This window comes from Bacillus sp. FJAT-27916 (genome assembly GCF_001183965.1).
Classification (GTDB): Bacteria; Bacillota; Bacilli; order Bacillales; family Pradoshiaceae; genus Pradoshia.
Window position 1 is genome coordinate 2103922 of the sequence record NZ_LFZV01000001.1, and the last position, 23360, is coordinate 2127281.

The following is a 23360-nucleotide window of genomic DNA, read 5'->3' on the forward strand; positions in this document are numbered from 1 at the left end:
TAAAAATAAAACCGCCTATCGATAAAGATAAGACGGTTTCTGTTGATGTAAGATCCTTACTGATTCTGTAAAGGTCTCCCCGATTGTCTTGGAGCAGTCAATAAGCTTGCTGCCACATAGACCAAGAAGGAGAAGACGATTGGCAGGACAACGGAATGCATGCCAAAGGGGGTTGGATAGTATTGATCAATGATAATAAATGATCCCATTCCGACAATCATTGAAGCAATGGCGCCATATTTATTTCCCTTTTCCCAGTACAATCCCATGACAACCGGCCAGATGAAGACCGATTCAAGTCCGCCAAAAGCGAAAAGATTGAGCCAGATAATTAAATCGGGCGGCGTCATAGCAAAAAGGACAACGGATAAACCAACAATGGTTGTCACAAAAAAGCTAATGGTCTTGATTTGTTTCTCAGATGAATCTGGTTTTATATAATTGACATACAAATCCTTCACGACAGTCGCACTCACTAAGATAAGGAGGGAATCCACTGTCGACATGATTGCTGCCATTGGAGCAGCAAGGACAATTCCTGCCACAAAGGCAGGCAGAACATCCATCGCGAGCGTCGGCATAACTGTATCGGCTACCTCAATCCCTGGCAGAACGGCCCGGGCGAGCACACCAATCAGATGCATGCCAAGCATGACCGCACCAATCACAATCGTACCGATGATGATCGCTGTATGCATGCCTTTTGAGTCCTTATATGACATAGCCCTCATACTAATTTGCGGGAGACCGACAACACCTACCCCGACCAGTATCCAGAAGGAGGATACATAAAGAGGTGTCAGGTCTTGATCAGCGCCAAAAGGTGAGACGAGATTCGGATTCTCTGCCACGAGATCTGACATGATATTTTCCATTCCGCCTCCGGCAATGATTGTCGCAACAAGCAAAATGATGGTACCTACCAGCATGACAATTCCTTGTACCGTATCCGTCAATGCAACCGCTCGGAAGCCCCCGATAATCACATAAACAAGGACCGATGCCGCAAAGATAAATAACGCTGTCCTGTAAGGCAGTCCAGTAAGAGACTCAATTAAGCGCGCACCTCCCACCCATTGAGAGGTCATTGAAGCGAATAAGAAGATAATGATACTAAGCGATGAAATAATGACAACAGCATCACTCTTATAACGCCCCTTCAAATAATCCACCATCGTAATGGCTTTGTACTTGCGCGCCATAATCGCAAATTTCTTTCCAAGGATCATGAGGACAAAATAACCTGCTGCCAGCTGGGCCATCGATAAAAGCACCCAGCCAAGTCCTCTCGTGTATGCAACCCCCGGCCCTCCAATAAAGCTAGAAGCACTTCCATATGTCGCCATCATCGTCATGGCGAGTACAAATCCTCCTAGCTGGCGGCCGCCAAGAAAGTATTCCTGAAGAAAGGAATTGCTATGATTGACACGGCTATTCGCATAAAAACCAATGATAAAGATAATGACCAAAAAGATGGCGAGCGGCAGGATCACTTCCCAATTCATTCTTCTTCCCCGCCTTCCTCATCATCAAATGATACTTCCTTAAATAAAAATTTTACGACACATGTAACCAGCACAACCATAAGGATAAAGCCGATGACACAGCTGTAAAAGAACCAGGCAGGCATGCCTAATATGTATGTATAAGATTTCGGATCGCCACCGCCCATGCCATAGGCAAAGGCATACCACCATATAAAGTTGATTAACACGAGGATGATGCCGATGATGGCTTCCCGGTTGGCGATTTTAAAACGTTTGTCTTTCATTCCTTCCTCCTTCTGATCTTTGAAGCAAAATCACACAGATACTACCATTAAACCAATCTGGTTAAAAAAAAAGTAGGCACAAAACATGGTAACCTATCCACAAATCACCACACTCTATTTTCTTATAAACACCAACAAAAAACAAACCTGACTTTTCATACGAAAAGTCAGGTCCAAACCGTCAGGATATATTCGTTTTCTTTTCTTTATCCTCTTGCTCCCAATAATCAGCATTTTTGATGCCAAGCTCCTTTGGATTGAAGACCGGATCCTTGCCTTCTTTCCTCTGGCGCTCATAATCCTTCAGCGTGATTAAAGCCGGCTTCGCCAAGATCACGATGGCGATGATATTCAGCCACACCATGATTCCAAGGCCGATATCTCCTAATGCCCATGCCAGGTTCGCCGTCTTGACAGCCCCATAGAAGGTAGCAGCCAGGATGACAATCTTCAGCAGGAAGATTGGTACATCCCCTTTACGTTTCTTCAGTAAGTAGGCAATATTGGTCTCTGCAATATAGTAATAAGCCATGATCGTCGTGAAAGCGAAGAAGAACAAAGCAATCGCTACGAATCCGGAACCGAATCCAGGCAGAACCTCACTGACTGCCATCTGTGTGAACGGACGGCTCTCGTTGATTTCAGCTGTGTCTCCAAGATTATTGACAATCAAGGATTGTTCATCCTCTGCCGTGACATTATACATCCCCGTGAAGAGAATCATAAAGGCTGTCGCGGAGCAGACAAATAAGGTGTCAATATAAACGGAGAACGCTTGGACAAGTCCTTGTTTAGCTGGATGGGATACTTCCGCAGCGGCAGCCGGGTGGGCACCTGTACCCTGTCCTGCTTCATTGGAATACACGCCACGTTTAACGCCCCATGCAATGGCGCTTCCTAATAGGCCGCCAAAGACAGAATCCGCTCCGAAGGCACTGCTGACGATAAGAGAAATAACCCCAGGAACCTCCGTGATATTAAAGGCAATAACAATTAGTGATACGAGAATATACCCGATAGCCATGAATGGAACGACGAGCTGGGCTGTTTGGGCAATCCGCTTAATGCCCCCTAGAATGATAAAGCCCAAGAGAAGAACAATCACGCCACCTGTAATATATGTAGGAATATTGAAGGCTTCCTTAAAGCTGCCTGCAATCGCATTTGATTGAACACCCGGCATTAAGATTGCCATAGCGATAATCGCTGCACCGGCAAATAATACAGCAAACCATTTCCAGCCTATGCCTTTTTCAATATAATAAGCTGGCCCCCCGCGATAGACGCCATCTTTCTTTACCTTGTAGATTTGAGCTAACGTTGATTCCACAAAGGCACTCGAGGCGCCAATGAAGGCAATCGTCCACATCCAGAATACCGCTCCCGGCCCCCCATAATAAATGGCCGAGGCAACCCCAGCGATATTCCCTGTTCCGACACGCCCAGAAAGGGAAATGGCTAACGCCTGAAAGGAGGACACCCCAGCGCTTGAGCTTTTGCCCTCAAACATTAACTTGACCATATCCTTCAAATGCCTCACCTGCAGAAATCTCGTTAAAATAGAGAAAATGAGACCGACCCCTAATAAAATATAAATAACCGGCGTACTCCAAAAAACATCATTTGCTAGAAACTTAATGAATTCTTCCAAACTAACACCCCTATCGTCTGAATATTTTTTATTTTATAATTATAAGGGAGAAGCAGTATTTTTTACCATATGACTTTATACCTATGAATAAATAGGCACAAAGTCATTTTATGTCGAATTTATGTATATTTTGCAGACTACAGCACCCTTTGAACGAATGAAAAAAATATAAAAAAATCCCCTCTAAAGGGGAATACCTGTCTAAGATCTATTTGTTACAGACATAATCCAGCTCACTAATATACATGTGGCAACCGCTCCGATCAACGACGGAAGAATGAAAAATCCGCCCGTTTCCGGTCCGAATTCCCCCATTACGCCATTTCCGAACCACGCGCCAATCAATCCAGCCAAGAAATTGCCAATCCGAACATTTGGGATATCCTCTTCAGCTAACAAGCCCGCAAACCAGCCAATAAATCCGCCGACAAATAAAATCCCCAAAAAAGACATTGTTCTCAAGCCTCCTTTTTGCAGTATATGCTTGAAGGGAAGCGCTTGCTTTTCATTCAGCAGAAAACGGGGATTGGCGGATTTATAACTTAACAGTGGCCAGATTCTTGTCTTGATTAAAATCCAATGAGGTATAATGGTAGCAGAAAAAATAGCGAAAAAGGAGAAACGATTAATGAAAGCCGCCGTCATTGCAGATGTACATGGAAACGCTCCCGCACTAAAAGCGGTGCTTAAATCTATCGATGGGCAGAAGGATATTGACCATATTTATTGTGCAGGAGACATGATTGGCATCGGTCCTGATTCGAATGAAGTTCTCCGACTTTTATTCTCAAGAACGGATGTTTCAATGGTGACAGGCAATCATGATGAGGCTGTTTTAGCCCTTCTAACCGGAGCGGAATATCCTAAGAGCCATGCCGAAACAAAGCTGCACCATCAGTGGATTGCCAAGCATCTTGACCCATCGTTCATCCCATTACTCAAAGGGTTGCCTAGGACACATAGACAGACAATCAATGGCTGTACATTGCTTTTGACACATTATCATATCAAACCTGATCGATTGCTTGACCCTATCGGCGAAGATCCATTCAGCGGGATTATAGAACCTTCGATGGATAATATGGTTTCTTTGTTTGCCGATGTTTCGGCAGATATCATCCTATTTGGGCACCATCACCCGCTGCATTACTTTAAGAATGACCTTGCCTGTTACGTAAATCCCGGCTCTCTCGGCTGCAGCCAAAAGGCCGCAGCACCTTATGCGGTGATCGATTTTACAACAAAGCCATTCAGCATCCAATTTGAAGAGGTATCTTACGATAAGACTGCATTTCTCGCTTCCTACGAAAAGCTGCAGGTTCCTGACCGGAACTTTATTCTCCCAGTCTTCCATGGGGCAGTCACATGAGAAAATTCTCTATCGGCCCTGCCGGTAAGCCTAATCAACTCACCAGATTCAAAAAAAGTGCCGCAGCCATAGTCTGCAGCACTTCCTTCATGCATTATTCCGGTTTCCCTATGGTTTCTGTTACACCGAAGACTGTATCGGTTTCCTTATACCGATTGACCGCGATGTCCAAATCATGAAAATAGCGATGCAGGAGCCGCACCTGCTCCTTATCCGGATTGGTCGATGTTTCTTTCGCCAGCTGATGAATCGTCTTCATATCGCCTTCAAGCTGTTTGTCGACAATGCCTTTCTTAAGTGCCTCTCCTGATTCCTTAAACACTCGTTTAGAGAGTGTGATCGCTTTGTCCTGGTCCAACCCATCAATATTGCCATAGCCGGTAAGATTATTGTACTGCTCATGGGTATCCGCAATCATGGCAGCAAGATCATCTGTCACACCTGTTGGAGGGTCTTTCTCCAATTGGGCCTTCAGGTCTTCCTGGGGCTTAATATGATTGAAGTACATATATATTCCTGCTCCCCCGGCAACGAGCAGCCCAACCGCGACAACGCTCCAAAGCATGGCTTTTGAGTATCGTCCTTTTTTCTTCATTTTGAACCGCCCACTTTTTGTTTTTTTGTTTGGCTATACTATTTACCCGCTGTGGCAGCTTTTGATTCCACTATCGAATTAAACGGAGTGATGAACAGGCAGTAAAATCCTGACCGAACTTCCCTGCTTTCCGCGAAGCCGCTCCATCAGCAATCGCGCCCCCCATTCCCCTAGTTCCTCCGCAGGCATTTGAATAACCCTTAATGGTTTTTCGGAATAAGCAGCTTCATGCTGGCCAGGAAAAGATAACACAGACACTTCCGATACCCTCTCTTCCTGCAAGGCTTGTACAACTCCTAGAGCCAATAGGTCTCCATCGGCAAATATCGCTTCCGGAAGCTGAGAAGATCCAATCATGCCCTTCATCTGCTCGTATCCTGCCTCTATTCTGTCCTCACATAAATAGGTCCTTGACTCCAGCAGTCCCTTCTTTTGCATCGTCTCCTGAAAATACTGTCTCCTTTTATGAGAGCCGTCGCTTCCCATATAGGCAATACGGGTTAAACCTGCTGTGATAAATGAAGTAACAGCAAACTCTATGACTCTCTCATGGTCAATATCCACACAATCATAACGCGTTTGATCAGGACAGCCGCTAACAAAGACAATCTGTTCAAACCGTCTTCTCATATAAGCTGCCTCTTCTTCTGCAACCGGACCTATTACGATAACCCCTTTAACAGGGAAAGGAACATCCATATGCTCCTCATAACGGAGCATATACATCTTTTTCTTCCCCAAACGTGTTAATTCCTGCTCAATTCCCTTTCGCACAGATAAATAGAATGGATTTCTAACCTCTTCCTCTACACTGAGGGCGAGCACAATCAAGATGATTTCCTCTGCTTGTTCACTATCTGTTATTTCTTGTTCCAGCGCCCGGCGCTCATAAACCGTCCGATAACCGAGCTCCTTTGCCGCCTGAAATATTTTCTCTCTTGTTGCTTCCTTCACCGTGATGGATGGATCGTGATTTAACACTCTTGAAACGGTTGCAGGTGATACACCAACATGCTTGGCAATCCCTTTAATTGTCACCATTCCTAAAACCACCTCATTTGGTGCAGGTAAAACTTTTACCTGCATTTACCTTTAACATAAGCGTATCACTAAATATTTATTAATGGCAATCTATTATCTGTTTCTTCTGATATATCTATATAACAATGAATTAAATAAAAGATGAAAATTTGTAAATTATATATAATTGGTGTAATAATATACTTTTGAACAAGAGAAAAACCGATTCCAATCGAATCGGTTTTCAGACTCAATGCTAGTTTACTAAATCTGTTAAAGGTGATAACTGGTTCTTCAACCAGCTATGATTCTGTCGATAAAACGTAAGCCTTATATGCTTACGGTCTGTTTAAGCCAGCCAGAATAGACAGTCCAAGTTGGAGAAATAGCCTCATGATTATCTTCCAGCCATTTTACCTTTTCTGTTAAAAGTTCTTTAAGGAGCTGAGGATCATACAGAGGCGCCCTTTGTTTATCCAGCAATGCAACGGCTCTTGCAGTCTTTCCCCTATGCAAGAAGTGTGCCTTATTGATAGCCTCATCCATTCTTTCAATCCTCCCGCGTATCCTTACTTGCCGGCCTATTTCAGACCAATAAAATGGTAAGGAACCCTTTGGATTGTACCTGATCTGCTGTCCTTTTTTACTCGACGAATTAGAGGCAAAATATCAGCCTTCCTCCTCTACGTCCTTCAAGATTAACACCCTTGCATCAGGATATCCATCTTGATCGATGGTCGATAATGTCATCGCATGCGGCTCATAGATGCCATATTGAACAGCTGACTGAAACCATTCTAAAAAAAGGATGTACGGACATCCGCCGGCTTCATTGGCCTTACATTCAAAAAATGGTCCTGCTAGGGTCTGACTCCCTTTAATGACGGCTCTAATATTCTCCATGGTCTACTCCGCTTCGACCTTCCTATTTTCAAAGGTTTACAGCTTGCTTGAATAAAAAACATGCTCAACAGCCATCTCGCTTCCAAGGCGGATAATGGCGAAGGAATAGTGCTCCTGCCATCTCTTATCCGTAGGAGAACCTGGATTAAGGAGAAGGATTCCATTGACCTCTTTTAATAGTGGAATATGGGAATGACCGAATAGAATCAAGTCTACTTCCTCATCTGCGAATGCGGCCAGTGCCCGCTGCTCGGTTGTTCCTTTTTTGCCATGACCATGAACGATTCCGATTCGAAAGTCTTCAAACGTCCGTACTTTCTGAAGACCAAACTTTCCGACCAGCTCTCCGCTATCCACATTTCCGCAAACGCCATCGACTGGGGCAAATTTCTTTAGCTCCTCATAGACATCCATCGTCTGCCAATCACCTGCATGCAAAATATAATCAGCATCCTTTAGCTCCTCGACCAGCCTTCCTGGCAGGGACTTTGCCATCCTCGGCATATGTGTGTCTGATAGAGCAATGATCTTCATTTCCTTCACCTGCCTCCCCTCTCCTTCCCTTGATAATCTTTAAGGTCAGATTGGAAGTTTTCCCAAGCTTCCTTGTCTCCAAAGATTCTCCTTGGAATCATAATGGCTGTAAACTCACTCACATGAATAAACACATATAAAGAAGTTACGTAAACCTCTTTAACCACACTCCATTGATAGATGATGTCTTTCATTCCATCCGTTTGCTCCGTGATTCCATTTTGATTGATTTCTATCTTTTTCTCGCCGTAAACACCCTCATTTTTCCCCTTCGCGTGGAATTTTCGGAGCCTCCTGCCAATCCAGCGATAAATAAAAAAGGAATAACCTTTAGACAAAAGGAAAGATAGAATGATCCAGATCCCGTAATAAATCAGCCAATTAGAGGGAGGCCAAACAAAGAATCCTGCAGCTCCCAGCAGGAGGAGCACGATGAAAAAGCGAACCTGCCTCCCCTTTACAACAAATCTAAACTGCGGTGATGTATGACTCATATGTATATAATATTGGACGATGTCCTCAAGCCTTACCTCGTAGTGAAATTTCATAATAAATCGCTCTCCTCCCTTTTATTTTACAACAGTAAGAAGAAAGCAAGCAGCCAGAAGACATAAATCTCACCTGATTTTCTTCGCTGAGAAAGGCTGCCCAAGCATAAGCGACGTTATGCATGTGTGGTAACATAATAATGTTATGTAAAGTAAATTTCATAAACATAAAAGGATAGCCTAAGCTACCCTTCTTGATAATGCCTTGCCAATCCATAATACATCACTTGATTAAATTCAGGGTAAATGGAGCAGAACTCAACTTGAACAGGGGCATTCAAAAGCCAAGGATAGTATCCAAATAACCCTTTATCTCCATTGATGATTCCTTTCAAAGCAAGCGGCATCTCCTCTTTAAAGATTGAATAGCGTGCACGCGCTTTATTCTCATCGAATTCCCCTGCGCTAATATGGACTGAACAAACCAGATAGTATTGCCCTCCTCTGATCTGCCAGGTCCCAATCACTTCATCACGCATCTTCCAGTCGATTTTCGAGGAGTCAATTCCGCCGCCAACACTTAGGAATAACTCGCCTGTTTCATCTGAATGGGTCAGTGTATACGTACGACCCTCCACTGGCCCTACGGTAACATAAGGGGGGATAAATATAACAGTCAAGCGATTTGTCAAAGCTGACATAAGGCCCTCACTCCATTAAAGTGATCTTATGCGGCATCTTATGTCATCAGCCCAGCTTTGGTGATTACTTTGTCTCAACTTCCACCTTTTTTAAGATCCAGTTTTCTTCTTGATATACCCAGATTGAGCTTACCTCTGCAATGATATCCGATATCGAGGCTCCTGAGATGGTTTGCTTTGCAACCAGTTCATTAATCCCATCCTTGTTCGTATCCTTAACCGCTAAGGAATAAAATTCTCCAATCAATGTTTCCTGCGGTTCATTTAATTTGCCTTTTTTATACATCCCCAGCCTGTCATAGACTGGTTTGTGCTTTTTCAAGTCCAGCACAAAGGATTGATTATTTTCTGGGATGATGAAACTCGCACGATAGTTATTTTTGAACGATCCATTCAAATTAAGCGGCTCAGGCAGCGGCAGTTCCTCAATTGCTTGATTATAAACATTAAAGGCATAGTAGTCACAGGCCCCTGCACTTCCCCCTGTCGGAACCTCCAGTATGACCTCGAGTACTTTGTCTGAATTTGCATCGGCTAACATTAATTCCGGGCTGAATCCCCCAGGGATTTGATAAACTGCTTTGCCCTTTTGATTATTTAGAACCAGCTTGAATTCCTTATAATACTTTGTTCTCTCTCCAAACGGGATTCCATATAACGTCAGCTGATCTTTCTGGCCATCTCCCGTGACATCAATCAAATAGGATTTCAGTTTAACCTCCCCGCTTTTCTTTGCAGCATTCACCTGCACGGGGGAATTTATGACTAATAAAACAGCGCAAAGAATGAGATATTTTACGGCCTTCATCATTTCAGCTCCTTTATTCACTTGATACCTCCCCTTACTGTTTCCTTGCCATTCGTTATTTATGCGGGGCTGATTGTTCAAAAAGAACAGAAAAAGAGGCTGGAAAAGACGAAATAAAAGATCCTCAAAAACGAATGATTCTCATTTATTTTTCCTATTCAATCGCAGTTGGAAAGACAAGTCCGTTCCATTCCGCTAGTCACGAATAGCCAAAAGCCATAATCAATATATACATGGAAAACAACAAAAAAGACCCGAATGATTAGACGATAGATTCATTCCATTATCGTCTAATCATTCGGGTTGATCATTGGTTGAAAAACTTATTTCCCAGCCTCTTCCTTAAAAGGTTTAGTTGGGAGCTTCATCTGTTGTTTCTGCTTTGACAATCCAATTGTCGATAATTGGACCGTTTTCCGCTTCATCCATAAAGAAGGAACCATTCGAATAACGATCACTCGGACGAAGCTGGAAGGAGCCAATTTCTTCAATCTTGCCTTTTTCCGATTCAATATATAGCTGATCTAGGTCATCAAGCATTTCAATGCCAACAACTCTATGAGGATTTTTCTTGAGCTCACGAAGCATGACTACCCCTCTTTTTGCGCGGGAGCCGACTTCAAATTCAGAGCGCTTCATTTTCTTGACTGCCCCTCGATGTGTCACAAGAGCAATCATAGAGGAACTATCATCTGCGAATACTTTTCCGCTGACGACATGATCATCGTCTTTCAGATTGATGCCCTTCACACCCGCCGCTCTTGCACCAATGACAGGAACATCCTCCTCTTTGAACATGAGACCATAGCCATGTGATGTCGCCAGGAAGACTGTATATGTTCCGTCAGTAAGATGGACATCCACAACGCAATCATCGCCCTTAAGATTTAAGGCAACCAATGGTTTTGAATAACGGGTTGCTTTATATAAACCAAGCTCAGATTTCTTTACCATACCATTCTTGGTGACAAATAATAAGTATCCTGGTTTTTCAAAATCACGGACAGAGATGGCTTTAATGATGCAGTCATCTTTATCCATTGGAACAATGCTGCTAATATGCTGGCCGGCATCCTTCCACCTGATATCCGGCAGAAGATGAACCGGGCAGTAAATATAGCTTCCCTTGTTCGTAAATAGCAGGAGGGTATCCGTCGTGTTGATATCCATTTTGTGCAGGATGCGGTCCCCGTCCTTCATGCCGAAATCCTGCCCGCCGCTTGCCGTATAGGAACGAAGGCTTGTCCGTTTAATGTATCCTTCCTTCGTAACCGTGACGATGACATCTTCACTCGGGATTAAAACTTCAAGATTAATCTTAATGTCTTCTATCTTCGCTTCGATTTGAGAGCGGCGAGCGTCTGCATAGACTTTCTTGACTTCCTTTAATTCTTTCTTGATAACAGACATTAATTTCTTGTCGCTTTCAAGAATGGAAGTCAATTCGGCGATTTTCGTCTGAAGCTCCGCCGCCTCATTTTCCAGCGCTGTAATATCCGTATTCGTTAAACGGTATAATTGCAAGGAAACAATCGCTTCTGCCTGAGCCTGTGAGAAGCCAAATTCAGCCACGAGATTCTTCTTGGCATCCATCTTGTCATGAGAGGCACGAATAGTGGCAATGACTCGATCAAGAATGGAAATCATCTTGATAAGACCTTGAACGATATGCTCTCTTTCACGTGCTTTCTTCAGCTCAAATTCAGAACGTCTCGTAACAACCTCGCGCCTATGATCGATATAGGCATCCAGCATGCTGCGCAGTCCCATTAATTGCGGGCGCTTCTTATAAATAGCGACCATATTAAAGTTATATGTAACCTGAAGATCAGTATTCTTAAATAAGTATTGAAGGATAACTTCAGAATCAATTTCCTTCTTCAATTCAATCACAATACGAAGACCTGTCCGGTCCGTTTCATCACGTACCTCAGATATACCCTCGAGCTTGCGATCTAACCGAAGCTCATCAATCTTCTTCACAAGAGAAGCTTTATTGACATCAAACGGAATTTCCGTGATGATAATTTGCTGTCTACCCCCGCGCAAAGTTTCAACCTCAGTCTTACTGCGGATAACGATTTTTCCCTTGCCGGTTTCATAGGCCTTCCTAATACCGTCAGCGCCTTGAATGATTCCGCCTGTCGGGAAATCAGGTCCTTTGACAACCTCCATTAAGTCCTCAACCGAACAATTTGGCTTGTCGATACGCATGATGGTCGCATCGACAATTTCCCCGAGATTATGCGGAGGGATCTCGGTAGCATAACCTGCAGAAATTCCGGTAGAACCATTTACCAGCAGGTTCGGATATTTTGCCGGCAAAACAACCGGCTCCTCATCCGTGTCATCGAAGTTCGGTACGAAATCAACCGTATGCTTGTCAATGTCGCTTAATAATTGACCTGCGATTGAGGACAATCTTGCTTCTGTGTAACGCATAGCAGCCGGCGGATCGCCGTCTACACTCCCGTTATTTCCGTGCATTTGAATTAATTCACGGCGCAGCTTCCAGTCCTGACTCATCCGAACCATGGCTTCGTAAACAGAGCTATCACCATGTGGATGGTAGTTACCAATAACGAGACCGACCGTCTTTGCTGACTTACGGTATGGCTTTTCATTTGTATTCCCGTCAGCATGCATCGCATAAAGAATCCTGCGCTGAACAGGCTTCAGGCCGTCCCTTGCATCCGGCAGGGCACGGTCCTGAATGATGTACTTACTATAGCGTCCGAAACGGTCGCCAATAACCTCCTCAAGGGGAAGATCGCGGTATTTTTCTGTAGAAGTCATATCACTTCCTCCTCATCGGCGACTGTAATATTCTCATTTTCCAATATATTATTATCTTCATCCAAGCCAAATGCCACATTGGATTCAATCCATTTTCGGCGCGGCTCGACTTTATCGCCCATCAATGTTGTCACACGGCGTTCAGCCCTTGCAGCATCGTCAATGCGGACACGAATCAATGTACGCTGAGCCGGGTCCATCGTCGTCTCCCAAAGCTGATCGGCATTCATCTCGCCGAGACCTTTATAACGCTGGAGCATATAGCCTTTTCCAACCTTCTTGATAGTACTGTCAAGTTCATCATCATCCCAGGCATACTCAATGACTTCTCTCTTGCCTGAGCCCTTGCTGACCTTATAAAGAGGCGGAAGAGCAATGAAGATCTTGCCATTTTCGATTAAAGGCTTCATATAACGATAGAAGAACGTCAGAAGCAGCACCTGAATATGAGCACCGTCTGTATCGGCATCTGTCATGATGACAATCTTGTCATAGTTGATGTCCTCGATGGAGAAATCCGCACCGACTCCGCCGCCAATGGCGTGAATAATTGTATTGATTTCTTCATTCTTGAAGATATCCTCTAACTTCGCCTTCTCCGTATTGATAACCTTTCCGCGCAGAGGCAGAACCGCTTGGAAGCGTCTATCTCTCCCCTGTTTTGCGGAACCTCCGGCTGAGTCCCCCTCCACTAGATATAATTCGTTTTTCAGCGGATTACGGGATTGCGCAGGAGTAAGCTTACCGGAGAGAAGCGCCTCTGATTTCTTGCGTTTCTTTCCGCTTCTCGCATCCTCACGTGCTTTTCTCGCTGCTTCGCGTGCCTGTGCCGCTTTAATGGCCTTACGAACGAGCAGGGTGGCAATATCGGTGTTCTCCAATAAATAATAAGCTAGTTTATCAGAAATGACCGAATCAACTGCTGAGCGGGCATCGCTTGTTCCAAGCTTGCTCTTTGTCTGTCCCTCGAATTGAAGAAGCTCCTCAGGAATACGGACAGAGACGACACCTGCAAGACCTTCTCGAATATCTGAACCGTCTAGATTCTTATCTTTTTCCTTCAATAAGCCGGCTTTCCGTGCATAATCATTGAACACACGTGTCATGGCCGTTTTCATGCCTACCTCATGTGTGCCGCCGTCCTTTGTCCGGACATTATTGACGAAGGATAGGATATTTTCGGAATACCCATCATTGAATTGGAAGGAAAACTCGACCTCAATATCGGATTGGGTCCCTTCAAAGCTGACAACCGGGTGAAGAGTATCCTTCTCCTCATTTAAATAGCTGACAAAGGCCTCAATCCCATTCTCATAATGATAGACATCCTTCTCATCGGAGCGCAGGTCATGCAGCTCAATCTTCAATCCCTTTAGAAGGAAAGCAGACTCGCGCAAGCGCTCGCTCAATGTCTCACGGTTAAAGACCACAGTGGAGAAAATGGATGGATCTGGTTTGAAATGGATGGTTGTTCCGGTTTGATTGGTCTTCCCAATCTTCTCAAGCGTCGTTACCGGTCTTCCTCCATTCTCAAAGCGCTGCTCATAGATAAATCCGTCGCGCTTGATGGTGACGACAAGCCATTCAGAAAGCGCGTTCACGACAGAAGCCCCAACCCCATGCAAGCCGCCGCTCGTCTTATAGCCGCCTTGTCCGAACTTACCGCCGGCATGAAGAACAGTGAGAATGACCTCTGGTGTTGGTTTGCCGGAGCGATGCATCCCTGTCGGCATACCGCGTCCTTTATCAACCACGCTAATACTGTTATCTTTATGAATCTTTACGATAATTTCATCACCGTACCCAGCTAGTACTTCATCGACTGAATTATCTACGATCTCATAGACTAGATGATGCAAGCCTCGAGTATCAGTGCTGCCAATATACATGCCCGGTCTTTTCCGGACAGCCTCTAATCCCTCGAGTACCTGGATGGCATCTTCATTATAATCAAATTGATTCAAATTCTTAGCCACTTATGTACCCCTCTCTATACTTTCCAAAAACTATTATATACTTTTTTATCATTAAGAACAAACGTTCTCATTCAAATAGGATTGTGCGTTCATTGCTCTATTCTTACAGATTCTTGGCCGTTTCGCAAATAGCAATTGACCTGACCGCGGAAATCGGATCCGAATCCTGAACCATTCAGAACAAAGCGATTCATTTATCGTCCCTTCTTCATATCGTAACACATGAGCAGGATTTGAAATCAAAATTTTGCATTTCAAAAGGATTTTCTGCAGGCACGCAAAAGCCGCCTTTGCTTCCAGGCGGCCAGTCTAAAACGACTTATTTCGTCAAAGCATGTTCGACTTTAATGCATCTGTCCATGATTACCTTCCGGCCCTTCTCTTGCAGCAGCTGAAAAGCTTCTTCATCCACTACACCAAGCTGAGTCCAGAATACATCCGCATCAATATCCAGGAAATCCTTTGCTAAATCCATGACAAATTCCGGCCTTCTAAACACATTCACAATATCCACATGCTCATCAAGTTCCTTCAAGGAGCCAATCGCTTTGACACCTAACACTTCCTTGACAGCCGGATTAACAGGAATGATCTCATAGCCGCTGTCCTGCATCGCTTTCGATACCATATAAGAAGTTCGCTCTGGGTTCTCAGAAAGCCCTACAACCGCAATTTTCTTTGCGTTTTTTAAGATGTTTCCGATCTCGTCCCTGCTAGGATTCTGTATCATCTTTCTTCCTCCCACCTTCTCTTACCTTCCATACACTCATTCTTATTATATACCCGGATGGCACTTTAATATAGACTCTTCCACATAACATTTTTGATATATACGAATCAAAATCAACAGAATGAACAGTCGAACATGCCGGAAATGGATATATGTGCTAATTTGTTAAATTTCTATGCCCCTTTTGACAATCGTGTTAAAATATAGTGACACTATGGGTTAGAAAGGGTTTGGATGATGTTATACTTGATGCTTTTATTGGCCTATCTGCTAGGTTCCATACCTTCGGGTCTCATTATCGGAAAGGTGTTTTACAACACTGATATCCGTGAACATGGCAGCGGCAATCTTGGCGGAACCAATACTTTCAGGACACTGGGCAAAAAAGCAGGATTTGTGGTGACCTTACTGGATATTCTGAAAGGAACAGCTGCAACGTTTCTTCCATACATATTCACGGTGCAAACACCCAATTGGCCTGATTGGATTGCCTTGCCGCTTGTATGCGGACTACTGGCTGTAGTTGGACATATGTATCCTGTATTCGCGGGATTCAGAGGCGGAAAAGCCGTTGCAACCTCCGGAGGAATTATACTAGGGTATGAACCTGCTTTATTCGTAATTTTGTTAGTTTGTTTCTTGCTTTCCCTCTATTTGACGCGCATTGTTTCTTTATCTTCGATGATTATTGCCATTGTTGCTGTTATTTATGTTATGTTTACGAATGATTTATCTCTTCAACTATTGATCTTCTGCTTAGCTGCTTTCATTTTTTACCGCCATCGGGCAAATATTAAGCGGATTATCAATAAGACAGAGCCTAAAGTCAATATATTCAAGAAATAAGCTGCTGCTGACTCCCTTACAGGGATCAGCAGTTTTTTATTTTTGCCTATTTTTAACAAGGGTAAAAAAGGAAATTTTCCGTTGCATTTATCCCGGGATAATGTCACCATAATATTGAGTGAAAATTCATAAGAATAGGGCGGTTATCATGAAAAAACCATCGTTTATTCAAGTCATAATCATTCTATTATTAACTGGGAGCCTTGGTGCAGGATTACTCTATTGGCAAGGGATAGAAACAGCTACGACCGAGCCAAAAGAAAGTGTGTCAATAAGCGCGAGACCTCTAGCTTTAGACAGCAAAACGTACACAAAGACGATTACAATTGGTGCTATTGGTGATATCTTAATTCATACACCGGTCTATGAGGATGCTAAAACAAAGGACGGTTATGATTTTGAGCGTATGTTTGCTCCGGTGAAGGAAATGCTTGGGGAGCCTGATTTTACGATTGCCAATCAGGAATCCATTGCTGGAGGAAGCAAGCTGGGCCTATCCGGTTACCCAGCTTTCAATTCACCTTATGAGATCTCTGATACCCTGCAAGATTCAGGCATAGACTTAGTGACCCTTGCCAATAACCATTCCTTGGACAAAGGAGAAAAAGGCATCCTAAGCTCCTTATCCTATTATGAAAAAATCGGGATGCCCTATGTCGGCATGTATAAGAATCAAGAGGATGCCAAACAAGAACGCATCTTAACGATTGAGGGAATGAAAGTTGGCTTCTTATCCTACACATATGGAACAAACGGCATTCCGATTCCAGACGGCAAGGATTATTTAGTCAATTACCTTGAGGATCAGAAAATCATTTCTGACCTAAAGAGCATTAGAGGGAAAGCGGATATCGTCCTTATTAATGCACATTGGGGCAATGAATATGAGCGCAATCCATCAGACGAACAGCGGCGCCTCGCCCAGCTGATGGCAGATAATGGAGCGGATATCATCATTGGTCATCACCCCCATGTCCTTCAGCCGATTGAGTGGCTCGAGCATGATGATGGAGAAACGCTTGTTGTCTATTCACTTGGAAATTTCCTATCTGGGCAGGTGAGGGATTATAAGGATATCGGCGGCATGGTTACCATAGAAATCGAACAGACAAAGAGCGATGCAGGAACAGAGACAACCGTACTTAACCCAAGCTTCACACCGACCTATGTCACTAGCTCAAACGAGCAAAACTATCAGGTCAAGCCATTTGAGGATTCAACCGTTTTCGGTTCACCAAAGACAGATTTGGATGAGTTAACCGAGTTCATGCTTGAATCAGCTGACAAATGAGGTGGAAATCTTCCACCATTATTTTTCTTTCCCGATATGTAATCCAAGCGGAATCAAATGATATTTTCCTATGTTTATGCGATAATGAAAGATACAACATGTTTACGGTATGGAAATAGGAGGAATAGCGATGAAAATAATAATAGATGAACAATCAGTGGCTTGGTACCGGGAAGAATTAGATTTAGGTGATGGCGATAGCATTCGGTTCTTCCCGCGTTATGGTGGATACAGCCCCATACAATCAGGTTTTTCCCTCGGCATCTCTCCTGAACCTGCCAAGGAAGCAAAGGCTTTAACCGAAAAGGGCGGATTATCGTTCTTTGTTGAGGAAGACGATTTGTGGTATTTTGACGGACATGATCTTGAAGTTCAATTCGATGAGAAGAAGGCCGAGCCTGCATTCTATTATCATAAATAACCATAATAAAGAAAGGAGAAGGGACATCCCTTCTCCTTTCTATTGGGCTATTTCTTTTTAATTTCTTCGTATTTAGCAAACCATTCCGGGAATGCTTTTTTGAATTGAACCGGACGGAAATTTTCCTTCTTCACGACAATATGTGTGGTTGCTCCAACAGCACATACCTCATCATGCTGATTTTTAATTTCATACGCATAGACAGTCTTCAAACCCGTGTTTTCCTCTACCCATGTATACACATATGCCTGGTCGCCATATCGGAGAGGTGTTTTATAGGTAGCCTGTATGTCGTAAACAGGCGCATAATAGCCCGCATCCTCCATATCGGTATAGGAAAATCCTAAATCACGGATAAGGGCCGCCCTACCCAGCTCAAACCATTTTAAATAGTTGGCGTGATACATCACACCCATCATGTCCGTGTCTGCATAAAACAGTTGAATTTCTTCCTTTGAGATAAACATTCCGCTAAACACTCCTTACCTGCTGCGCCTAATTCCTATTCCTTATTCATTCTAACACAAGTTTGAAATCATCTTTTATTAAGTTTGAAGCATTTGCATTCTCGCCGGCATTCATCAACCTCTGGGCCTGGTATTGGATGGCATTATCAGCAAGATTGATGGCAAAGCGGCCATTCCCGTCAATCTCCATCTCCTCTAACCGCCCCTTCAAATACTCCTCTGCCTCTTCATCAAGGCTGTATTGGTAGGAATCAAGATAGTTCTTCATAATTTGCAGGAGCTCCATAACCGAATAATCAGGGAAATGCATGAACTTCTTAAACCGTGAAGAGAAGCCAGGATTGCTTTGAAGCAATTCATCCATTTCCTTCGGATATCCGGCCAAAATAATGACCAGGTTTTCATTATGCTTTGTCATTTCATCCACCAATGTATTGACAACCTCTGCTCCAAAATCACTGTTGGATTGACTTAATAAGGAGTACGCCTCATCAATGAATAAAACACCGCCAAGTGCATCCTGGACCTTCCGTTTTGTTTTGATAGCCGTCTGGCCGACATATCCCGCGACAAAATCCGCACGGCTTGCCACGACAAGATGTCCCCGCTTCAGCAGCCCGCAGTCACGCAGAATCTCAGAATACAGCTTGGCGATGGTTGTCTTCCCAGTCCCAGGATTTCCGGTAAAAACTGCATGCAGCTGGATGGGCACAACCTTTTTCCCTTCATTCCTTCTAGCTTGCTGCACGCGGACAAAGGCTGATAATTTCTTGATTTCATCCTTAATGGATTCAAGTCCTACAAGATTCATCAGCTCTTCAATGGGCGGGTTAGACTCTTCCTTTGTATCTGATTCATGAAAATCCTCTGCCTGTAAAAGGAGATAATCGATGAAGGAACGCCCAGTATCGGCTATTTGCCTTGAGCCCTTTTGGAAAATAGCATCCGTGACAATTGACTTAACGCTTCGGGCATTACCGAAGGATTGATCGACCATCTCATGCTCGATCTTCTTCTCCAGAGCAGGAAAAGCTTCCGGCGTAATGAAATAGCCGTTATCTTCAGCGAAGCGGCAGGCAATTTCCTTCATTTCTTCCATGGAATAATCGGGAAGCTCCATGAAATTGAACTGTGGAAATCGGCTTCTGAGTCCAGGATTGCTGTCTAGAAACTGTCTCATTTCATCCGGATATCCGGCCAAAATGACAGCGAATTTCCCTGCATAATCAGCACTGTCCATTAACGAAACCAAGGTATCAATGACTGTTTGGCCATAATCACTGCCTTGCTGACCATCCCGTTTTAGACTATAAGCCTCATCAATAAATAACACACCGCCAATGGCCTCTTCAACGAGGTTGCGGACATTTTCCTCCGTCTGACCGACATAGGCACCAACGAGCTTGGACCGATCCGCTTCTATAATGGTTTCCTTCGGCAGGATGCCGAGCTCATAATAAATCTTTCCTAATAATCTTGCGAGTGTTGTTTTCCCCGTGCCAGGATTTCCGGTCAAAACCATGTTCAAGCTAAGATCACTGCTTTTCGTAAAGCCCATTTCAAGTCTAGATTTCTGATAGGTCAGGAAATCATACAGCTGACTAATGCGTGTCTTAATATCCTTAAGCCCAACCATTCGCTCTAATTGATCAAGTGGTGAGAGCTCCCGTTCCTGAAATGGCTGCAGTTTGCTCAGAATGGCATCAAAGCTGTCCCTGCTTTCATTGAGCTGGAGGATGGATCGCTTTAATTCCTCATAAACCGTGATGGTATGGAAATTTCCGCTCAAGGTATCCTGATAGGCTTGAGCCTGTTTCTTCACAAGCTGCAAGTGCTCATCGACTGCCACAAGAGCGGTCCGGACCTCCTGAACCGAAGGGGAATTTTCTTCCTTCGGCAAGCCCTTAATGGCTTCATGAACTCTTTGCCCATACCGCTCAGCCTTTTCTAGGATTTCCATCACGACATTGCGCTTAGCCGTCCGGTTATCTGTTTCGCGCAAAACAGGCATGGTTAAGCCGTCAAGAAGTCCTTTGAGCTGATTCAAGCTTTTCTTCTCGAGTCTTGTGTGTATATCAGTCATTTCTGGCCATAAAACGGCCGCCTGTTCTAGTAATAAATAGTAGAAGGAGTCTTCCTCCTTCTTATTGGCACGATTCAAGGCAAGGAAATAGAGAAGGATGCCTTTCCATTTTTCCTTGCCCTCCCCCATATTTGCTGCCTCTGAGAGAGTATTCAATAAAGCTTCCTGTGAGGGAAGCTCTCCTTTTGTTTTATACAATGACTCCCATTCACTTATTAGCTCTGGGAGATAGCTATTAGATTGGTTCATTTATTCCTTCATCCTTTATTCTAGTCAATACCACCATCCTACCATATACAAGAATGATTTAGACTGAATTTGGCTTGTACCTAGAATAACCGCTGTCATATCTTATGAATCACTCCTCAAGAAGAATGAAACAATCTGTACGTTGAATATCCCGCTAATCTAAAAAGAAGTTTAGAGAGTTAAGTATGGACTCTTTTATGGCGATTAAATTCATCATAAAAAGAGCCGAATGAATATCATTCGGCTCTCAGACTGTAGACTAAATCCATTAAGGTTTTGGTCTACAGTTTTTTTATACTCTTGCATCCCATATGGACGTGAAAGCTATTTTCGGCAGAATGGACTCAGCGAACCGTGGTGGAGCTGCTTTCGCCAGCTCGCCTTCGGCAAGAGCTGTCATCAGCCTGCCTCCTTCTCCCACAGGAGTCTCGCCCATTCTGCCAAAAATAGATGTCTGCGCTTCATAATAATTAGCACATACAAAACAGATGTTTCCTCATTTTGGTATAATAGAGTTAACGATTCTTATCGAAGGTGATGACATGTTAACCAAATATACCCCTAAAAACCGCGAACAATTAGAAATGATTACATTAGATCAACTCGTACCTAAGAACCATTTGGTTCGGAAAGTCGAAGCCACCATTGATTTCTCCTTATTTACTCATTAGTCGAGGATGCTTATTCGGCTGAACGAGGTCGCCCCAGTATTGATCCTGTTGTTCTCATTAAAATGACCTTTATCCAGTACATGTTCGGTATTCGTTCCGTGCGTAAAACGATTGAAGAGATTGAAACCAACCTGGCGTATCGTTGGTTTCTGGGATTTTGAACAGATTTTCTGTGAAATTCTGAATCAGGCAGCGAATAAAAAACTCATCAAACCAGAACATGTATTTATTGATTCAACCCATGTGAAGGCAAGCGCAACAAACATAAGTTTGAGAAAAAGGTTGTTCGCAAAGAAACGAAAGACTATCAGGAACGATTGAATCTAGAAATCAATCGTGACCGCGAAGAACATGGAAAGAAGCCGTTTCCTCCATTTAAATTCGAAAAAGAAGAGAGGAAAGAAATCAAAGAGAGTACGACCACAAAAGAAGGTTATCGTCAGTATGTATCCAATCCCCTGCACTGTAAGGACTGTCCATTTCTATCCCGTTGCACTCAAAGCAAAAATCAGCTGAAGGTGATTCAACGCCATGTATGGGAGGAACACATGAAGGAAGCTGACCACCTTCGTCATACAGAAGAGAATAAAATCATCTATGCAAGGCGCAAAGAGACAATCGAACGAGTCTTTGCCGATGCAAAGGAAAAGCATGGAATGCGGTGGACAACCCTTAGGGGAATTGAAAAATTGTCCATGCAGGCGATGCAAAATTCGCTGCCATGAACCTGAAGAAGATGGCCAATTGGCTCTGGAAAACGCCAAAAATGGCCTAAAAAAAAGAGCAGGAGAGGTCTGTCTTGGGAGGAAATGGCAAAAAAATCACAAAATGGACTGAGAATAAAAGAATTCTCAGTCCATTTTGTCGACAGTCTGAGAGCCGAATGAACATCATTCGGCTCTTTTTTGTTTCTGGTGAGTTACTCACCTTTTGTTTGTATGACATCAGGGTGTTTTCCTGATGTGTCTTGCATTTGCTTGCCTTTATTTCCGCCAGCCGCTCTTGGCTGAGTGCCGATATGATTCGGCTGGAAAGGCTTTGAGTTTCGTTTTGGATTGCCCATTACTATCATCCTCCCTTATACTTGTTAGGATGCTTATCAGATAGCTTTATTATGAGGGCAATTCCTGCCAACGCTATTCTGCCTTCTCGATATGACGGCGGTCTATGCGGTCCTCAAGTTTTTCCATCGCTTGTTTATCATTTAATAGCTGACGCTTGTTCTCCAAAATCAAATCAGCCAGAGACATTCTTTTCCTTTTGTTCATCTTCATTCACCATCCGCTATAAATATTGTCCTCCTCTAGCATGCCCACTCTCTCTTGAATTTATAGCACTTTTTTGAAAATAATACGGAGTATGAACAATCAGGTTAGAAAGATAATGGTTCAACCTTGGTTAAAAGCTTACATGTCCCTTTATAAAGCCTCTAAATTGTCTTCCATCTTCTCATAATCGAGAATCCCTACAATCTTTTTGCGGATAATTCCCTCTTCATCAATAAAGAAAGAAGTCGGGATGGAAACTACCTCATATTGGTCATTCACCTTTTCCTCCGTATCTAATAAGGCTTGGAAGGTTAACTCATATTCATTCATGAATCCTTTGATATCATTTTCTGTATCCAAATTAATGGCCAGGATAACGACATCTTCATATTTCTGATTGATTTTCTCCATCTCAGGCATCTCTTTCTTGCATGGATTGCACCAGGTTGCCCAGAAATTTAAGATGACCTTCTTTCCTTTATAATCTGATAATGTGACCTTATTCCCTTCCGTGTCCTGTAGGGTGAAATCAGCTGCGCTTGCTCCCACCTTCGCCCCGACAGGCTTTTCCTCTTGATTCATGATTTGATAAAAGGCCCCGCCAATCAGTCCAAACAGCAAAAGTATGCCTATTGTCTTCTTCACATTCCCGTCCTCCTGCTTCCATGCATCTCTTATCTCAAATTGTACCAATGATTCCACTATCAAGAAAGAGAAAAAGG

23 protein-coding genes and 2 pseudogenes are annotated in these 23360 nt (G+C 43.5%); 5 read left to right on the top strand and 20 right to left on the bottom strand.

Features of this window, described 5'->3' with window-relative positions; all coding sequences use genetic code 11:
• Window positions 1–56: 56 nt before the first annotated feature.
• The 4 genes from panF to AC622_RS10110 form a co-directional block, all read right to left on the bottom strand.
• Window positions 57–1505: a sodium/pantothenate symporter gene (gene panF / locus AC622_RS10095; RefSeq protein WP_049670960.1), complete on the bottom strand. Its 1449-nt coding sequence runs from the start codon at window positions 1503–1505 to the stop codon at window positions 57–59.
• Window positions 1502–1771: a YhdT family protein gene (locus AC622_RS10100; RefSeq protein WP_049670961.1), complete on the bottom strand. Its 270-nt coding sequence runs from the start codon at window positions 1769–1771 to the stop codon at window positions 1502–1504. Before AC622_RS10100 ends, panF begins: the two co-directional genes overlap by 4 nt.
• Before the next feature lie 181 nt (window positions 1772–1952).
• Window positions 1953–3422: an alanine/glycine:cation symporter family protein gene (locus AC622_RS10105; RefSeq protein WP_049670962.1), complete on the bottom strand. Its 1470-nt coding sequence runs from the start codon at window positions 3420–3422 to the stop codon at window positions 1953–1955.
• Window positions 3423–3623: 201 nt separating this feature from the next.
• Window positions 3624–3875: a GlsB/YeaQ/YmgE family stress response membrane protein gene (locus tag AC622_RS10110; protein WP_049670963.1), complete on the bottom strand. Its 252-nt coding sequence runs from the start codon at window positions 3873–3875 to the stop codon at window positions 3624–3626.
• 136 nt (window positions 3876–4011) lie between these two features.
• Between AC622_RS10110 and AC622_RS10115 the strand changes: the two genes are divergently transcribed.
• Window positions 4012–4791 carry a metallophosphoesterase family protein gene (locus tag AC622_RS10115; protein WP_231589508.1) on the top strand — a complete coding sequence of 260 codons (780 nt, stop codon included), beginning with the start codon at window positions 4012–4014 and terminating at the stop codon, window positions 4789–4791.
• Window positions 4792–4885: 94 nt separating this feature from the next.
• On the opposite strand, the gene AC622_RS10120 is transcribed toward AC622_RS10115, so the two are convergent.
• From AC622_RS10120 to AC622_RS10170, 11 genes and pseudogenes are all read right to left on the bottom strand, one after another.
• Window positions 4886–5386: a hypothetical protein gene (locus tag AC622_RS10120; RefSeq protein WP_049670965.1), complete on the bottom strand. Its 501-nt coding sequence runs from the start codon at window positions 5384–5386 to the stop codon at window positions 4886–4888.
• Window positions 5387–5464: 78 nt separating this feature from the next.
• The gene (locus tag AC622_RS10125) at window positions 5465–6427 is read right to left on the bottom strand and encodes a LacI family DNA-binding transcriptional regulator (protein ID WP_049670966.1); all 963 of its coding nucleotides are present in this window, start codon (window positions 6425–6427) and stop codon (window positions 5465–5467) included.
• A 309-nt stretch (window positions 6428–6736) separates the two neighbouring features.
• Window positions 6737–7063 (bottom strand): annotated as a pseudogene (locus AC622_RS21015) (oxidase); the annotation flags it as partial.
• Window positions 7064–7075: 12 nt separating this feature from the next.
• Window positions 7076–7309, bottom strand: a complete 234-nt coding sequence (locus tag AC622_RS21525; RefSeq protein WP_049670968.1) for a pyridoxamine 5'-phosphate oxidase family protein — start codon at window positions 7307–7309, stop codon at window positions 7076–7078.
• Window positions 7310–7345: 36 nt separating this feature from the next.
• On the bottom strand, window positions 7346–7843 hold the full coding sequence (locus tag AC622_RS10140) for a metallophosphoesterase family protein (protein ID WP_049672892.1): 498 nt from the start codon (window positions 7841–7843) through the stop codon (window positions 7346–7348).
• 5 nt (window positions 7844–7848) lie between these two features.
• Window positions 7849–8391 (bottom strand): YcxB family protein, encoded by a 543-nt coding sequence (locus AC622_RS10145; RefSeq protein WP_049670969.1) that lies wholly within the window; start codon window positions 8389–8391, stop codon window positions 7849–7851.
• 185 nt (window positions 8392–8576) lie between these two features.
• Window positions 8577–9032 carry a staygreen family protein gene (locus AC622_RS10150; protein ID WP_053103744.1) on the bottom strand — a complete coding sequence of 152 codons (456 nt, stop codon included), beginning with the start codon at window positions 9030–9032 and terminating at the stop codon, window positions 8577–8579.
• Between the two features lie 64 nt (window positions 9033–9096).
• Window positions 9097–9861, bottom strand: coding sequence for a hypothetical protein (locus AC622_RS10155; protein WP_049670970.1), 765 nt, complete (start codon window positions 9859–9861; stop codon window positions 9097–9099).
• Between the two features lie 330 nt (window positions 9862–10191).
• Window positions 10192–12636: a DNA topoisomerase IV subunit A gene (gene parC, locus AC622_RS10160; RefSeq protein ID WP_049670971.1), complete on the bottom strand. Its 2445-nt coding sequence runs from the start codon at window positions 12634–12636 to the stop codon at window positions 10192–10194.
• The gene (gene parE, locus AC622_RS10165) at window positions 12633–14600 is read right to left on the bottom strand and encodes a DNA topoisomerase IV subunit B (RefSeq protein ID WP_439802760.1); all 1968 of its coding nucleotides are present in this window, start codon (window positions 14598–14600) and stop codon (window positions 12633–12635) included. The genes parC and parE overlap by 4 nt, the downstream gene beginning before the upstream one ends.
• Before the next feature lie 331 nt (window positions 14601–14931).
• The gene (locus tag AC622_RS10170; RefSeq protein ID WP_049670973.1) at window positions 14932–15342 is read right to left on the bottom strand and encodes a CoA-binding protein; all 411 of its coding nucleotides are present in this window, start codon (window positions 15340–15342) and stop codon (window positions 14932–14934) included.
• 234 nt (window positions 15343–15576) lie between these two features.
• Between AC622_RS10170 and plsY the strand changes: the two genes are divergently transcribed.
• The 3 genes from plsY to AC622_RS10185 all read left to right on the top strand — a co-directional run bounded on the left by plsY (window position 15577) and on the right by AC622_RS10185 (window position 17900).
• Entirely contained in the window at window positions 15577–16188 is a 612-nt protein-coding gene (gene plsY, locus AC622_RS10175; RefSeq protein ID WP_049670974.1) for a glycerol-3-phosphate 1-O-acyltransferase PlsY, read from the top strand.
• 148 nt (window positions 16189–16336) lie between these two features.
• A complete protein-coding gene (locus tag AC622_RS10180) occupies window positions 16337–17479 on the top strand; it encodes a CapA family protein (protein WP_053103745.1) in 1143 nt (380 codons plus the stop codon).
• Between the two features lie 130 nt (window positions 17480–17609).
• Window positions 17610–17900: a HesB/YadR/YfhF family protein gene (locus tag AC622_RS10185; protein WP_049670975.1), complete on the top strand. Its 291-nt coding sequence runs from the start codon at window positions 17610–17612 to the stop codon at window positions 17898–17900.
• Between the two features lie 47 nt (window positions 17901–17947).
• On the opposite strand, the gene AC622_RS10190 is transcribed toward AC622_RS10185, so the two are convergent.
• The gene (locus AC622_RS10190; RefSeq protein ID WP_049670976.1) at window positions 17948–18367 is read right to left on the bottom strand and encodes an acyl-CoA thioesterase; all 420 of its coding nucleotides are present in this window, start codon (window positions 18365–18367) and stop codon (window positions 17948–17950) included.
• A gap of 46 nt (window positions 18368–18413) precedes the next feature.
• Window positions 18414–20699, bottom strand: a complete 2286-nt coding sequence (locus AC622_RS10195) for an AAA family ATPase (RefSeq protein ID WP_053103746.1) — start codon at window positions 20697–20699, stop codon at window positions 18414–18416.
• A gap of 542 nt (window positions 20700–21241) precedes the next feature.
• Between AC622_RS10195 and AC622_RS20680 the strand changes: the two are divergent.
• Window positions 21242–22145 (top strand): annotated as a pseudogene (locus AC622_RS20680) (transposase).
• 144 nt (window positions 22146–22289) lie between these two features.
• Here AC622_RS20680 and AC622_RS10210 read toward each other — a convergent pair.
• From AC622_RS10210 to AC622_RS10215, 3 genes are all read right to left on the bottom strand, one after another.
• Window positions 22290–22433: an acid-soluble spore protein N gene (locus tag AC622_RS10210; protein ID WP_049670978.1), complete on the bottom strand. Its 144-nt coding sequence runs from the start codon at window positions 22431–22433 to the stop codon at window positions 22290–22292.
• 73 nt (window positions 22434–22506) lie between these two features.
• The gene (locus AC622_RS20685; protein ID WP_082197262.1) at window positions 22507–22638 is read right to left on the bottom strand and encodes an FbpB family small basic protein; all 132 of its coding nucleotides are present in this window, start codon (window positions 22636–22638) and stop codon (window positions 22507–22509) included.
• Between the two features lie 150 nt (window positions 22639–22788).
• Complete coding sequence (locus AC622_RS10215; RefSeq protein WP_049670979.1) at window positions 22789–23283, bottom strand: TlpA family protein disulfide reductase; 495 nt, start codon at window positions 23281–23283, stop codon at window positions 22789–22791.
• Window positions 23284–23360: the final 77 nt, after the last annotated feature.

What these genes read in the sequence shown, in the direction of transcription:
- panF (WP_049670960.1), bottom strand. Translation starts at nt 1,505, where the DNA reads ATGAATTGGGAAGTGATCCTGCCGCTCGCCATCTTTTTGGTCATTATC.
- AC622_RS10100 (WP_049670961.1), bottom strand. Translation starts at nt 1,771, where the DNA reads ATGAAAGACAAACGTTTTAAAATCGCCAACCGGGAAGCCATCATCGGC.
- AC622_RS10110 (WP_049670963.1), bottom strand. Translation starts at nt 3,875, where the DNA reads ATGTCTTTTTTGGGGATTTTATTTGTCGGCGGATTTATTGGCTGGTTT.
- AC622_RS10115 (WP_231589508.1), top strand. Translation starts at nt 4,012, where the DNA reads ATGGTAGCAGAAAAAATAGCGAAAAAGGAGAAACGATTAATGAAAGCC.
- AC622_RS10120 (WP_049670965.1), bottom strand. Translation starts at nt 5,386, where the DNA reads ATGAAGAAAAAAGGACGATACTCAAAAGCCATGCTTTGGAGCGTTGTC.
- AC622_RS10125 (WP_049670966.1), bottom strand. Translation starts at nt 6,427, where the DNA reads ATGGTGACAATTAAAGGGATTGCCAAGCATGTTGGTGTATCACCTGCA.
- AC622_RS21525 (WP_049670968.1), bottom strand. Translation starts at nt 7,309, where the DNA reads ATGGAGAATATTAGAGCCGTCATTAAAGGGAGTCAGACCCTAGCAGGA.
- AC622_RS10140 (WP_049672892.1), bottom strand. Translation starts at nt 7,843, where the DNA reads ATGAAGATCATTGCTCTATCAGACACACATATGCCGAGGATGGCAAAG.
- AC622_RS10145 (WP_049670969.1), bottom strand. Translation starts at nt 8,391, where the DNA reads ATGAAATTTCACTACGAGGTAAGGCTTGAGGACATCGTCCAATATTAT.
- AC622_RS10150 (WP_053103744.1), bottom strand. Translation starts at nt 9,032, where the DNA reads ATGTCAGCTTTGACAAATCGCTTGACTGTTATATTTATCCCCCCTTAT.
- parC (WP_049670971.1), bottom strand. Translation starts at nt 12,636, where the DNA reads ATGACTTCTACAGAAAAATACCGCGATCTTCCCCTTGAGGAGGTTATT.
- AC622_RS10170 (WP_049670973.1), bottom strand. Translation starts at nt 15,342, where the DNA reads ATGATACAGAATCCTAGCAGGGACGAGATCGGAAACATCTTAAAAAAC.
- plsY (WP_049670974.1), top strand. Translation starts at nt 15,577, where the DNA reads ATGATGTTATACTTGATGCTTTTATTGGCCTATCTGCTAGGTTCCATA.
- AC622_RS10180 (WP_053103745.1), top strand. Translation starts at nt 16,337, where the DNA reads ATGAAAAAACCATCGTTTATTCAAGTCATAATCATTCTATTATTAACT.
- AC622_RS10185 (WP_049670975.1), top strand. Translation starts at nt 17,610, where the DNA reads ATGAAAATAATAATAGATGAACAATCAGTGGCTTGGTACCGGGAAGAA.
- AC622_RS10190 (WP_049670976.1), bottom strand. Translation starts at nt 18,367, where the DNA reads ATGTTTATCTCAAAGGAAGAAATTCAACTGTTTTATGCAGACACGGAC.
- AC622_RS10195 (WP_053103746.1), bottom strand. Translation starts at nt 20,699, where the DNA reads ATGAACCAATCTAATAGCTATCTCCCAGAGCTAATAAGTGAATGGGAG.
- AC622_RS10210 (WP_049670978.1), bottom strand. Translation starts at nt 22,433, where the DNA reads ATGGGCAATCCAAAACGAAACTCAAAGCCTTTCCAGCCGAATCATATC.
- AC622_RS20685 (WP_082197262.1), bottom strand. Translation starts at nt 22,638, where the DNA reads ATGAACAAAAGGAAAAGAATGTCTCTGGCTGATTTGATTTTGGAGAAC.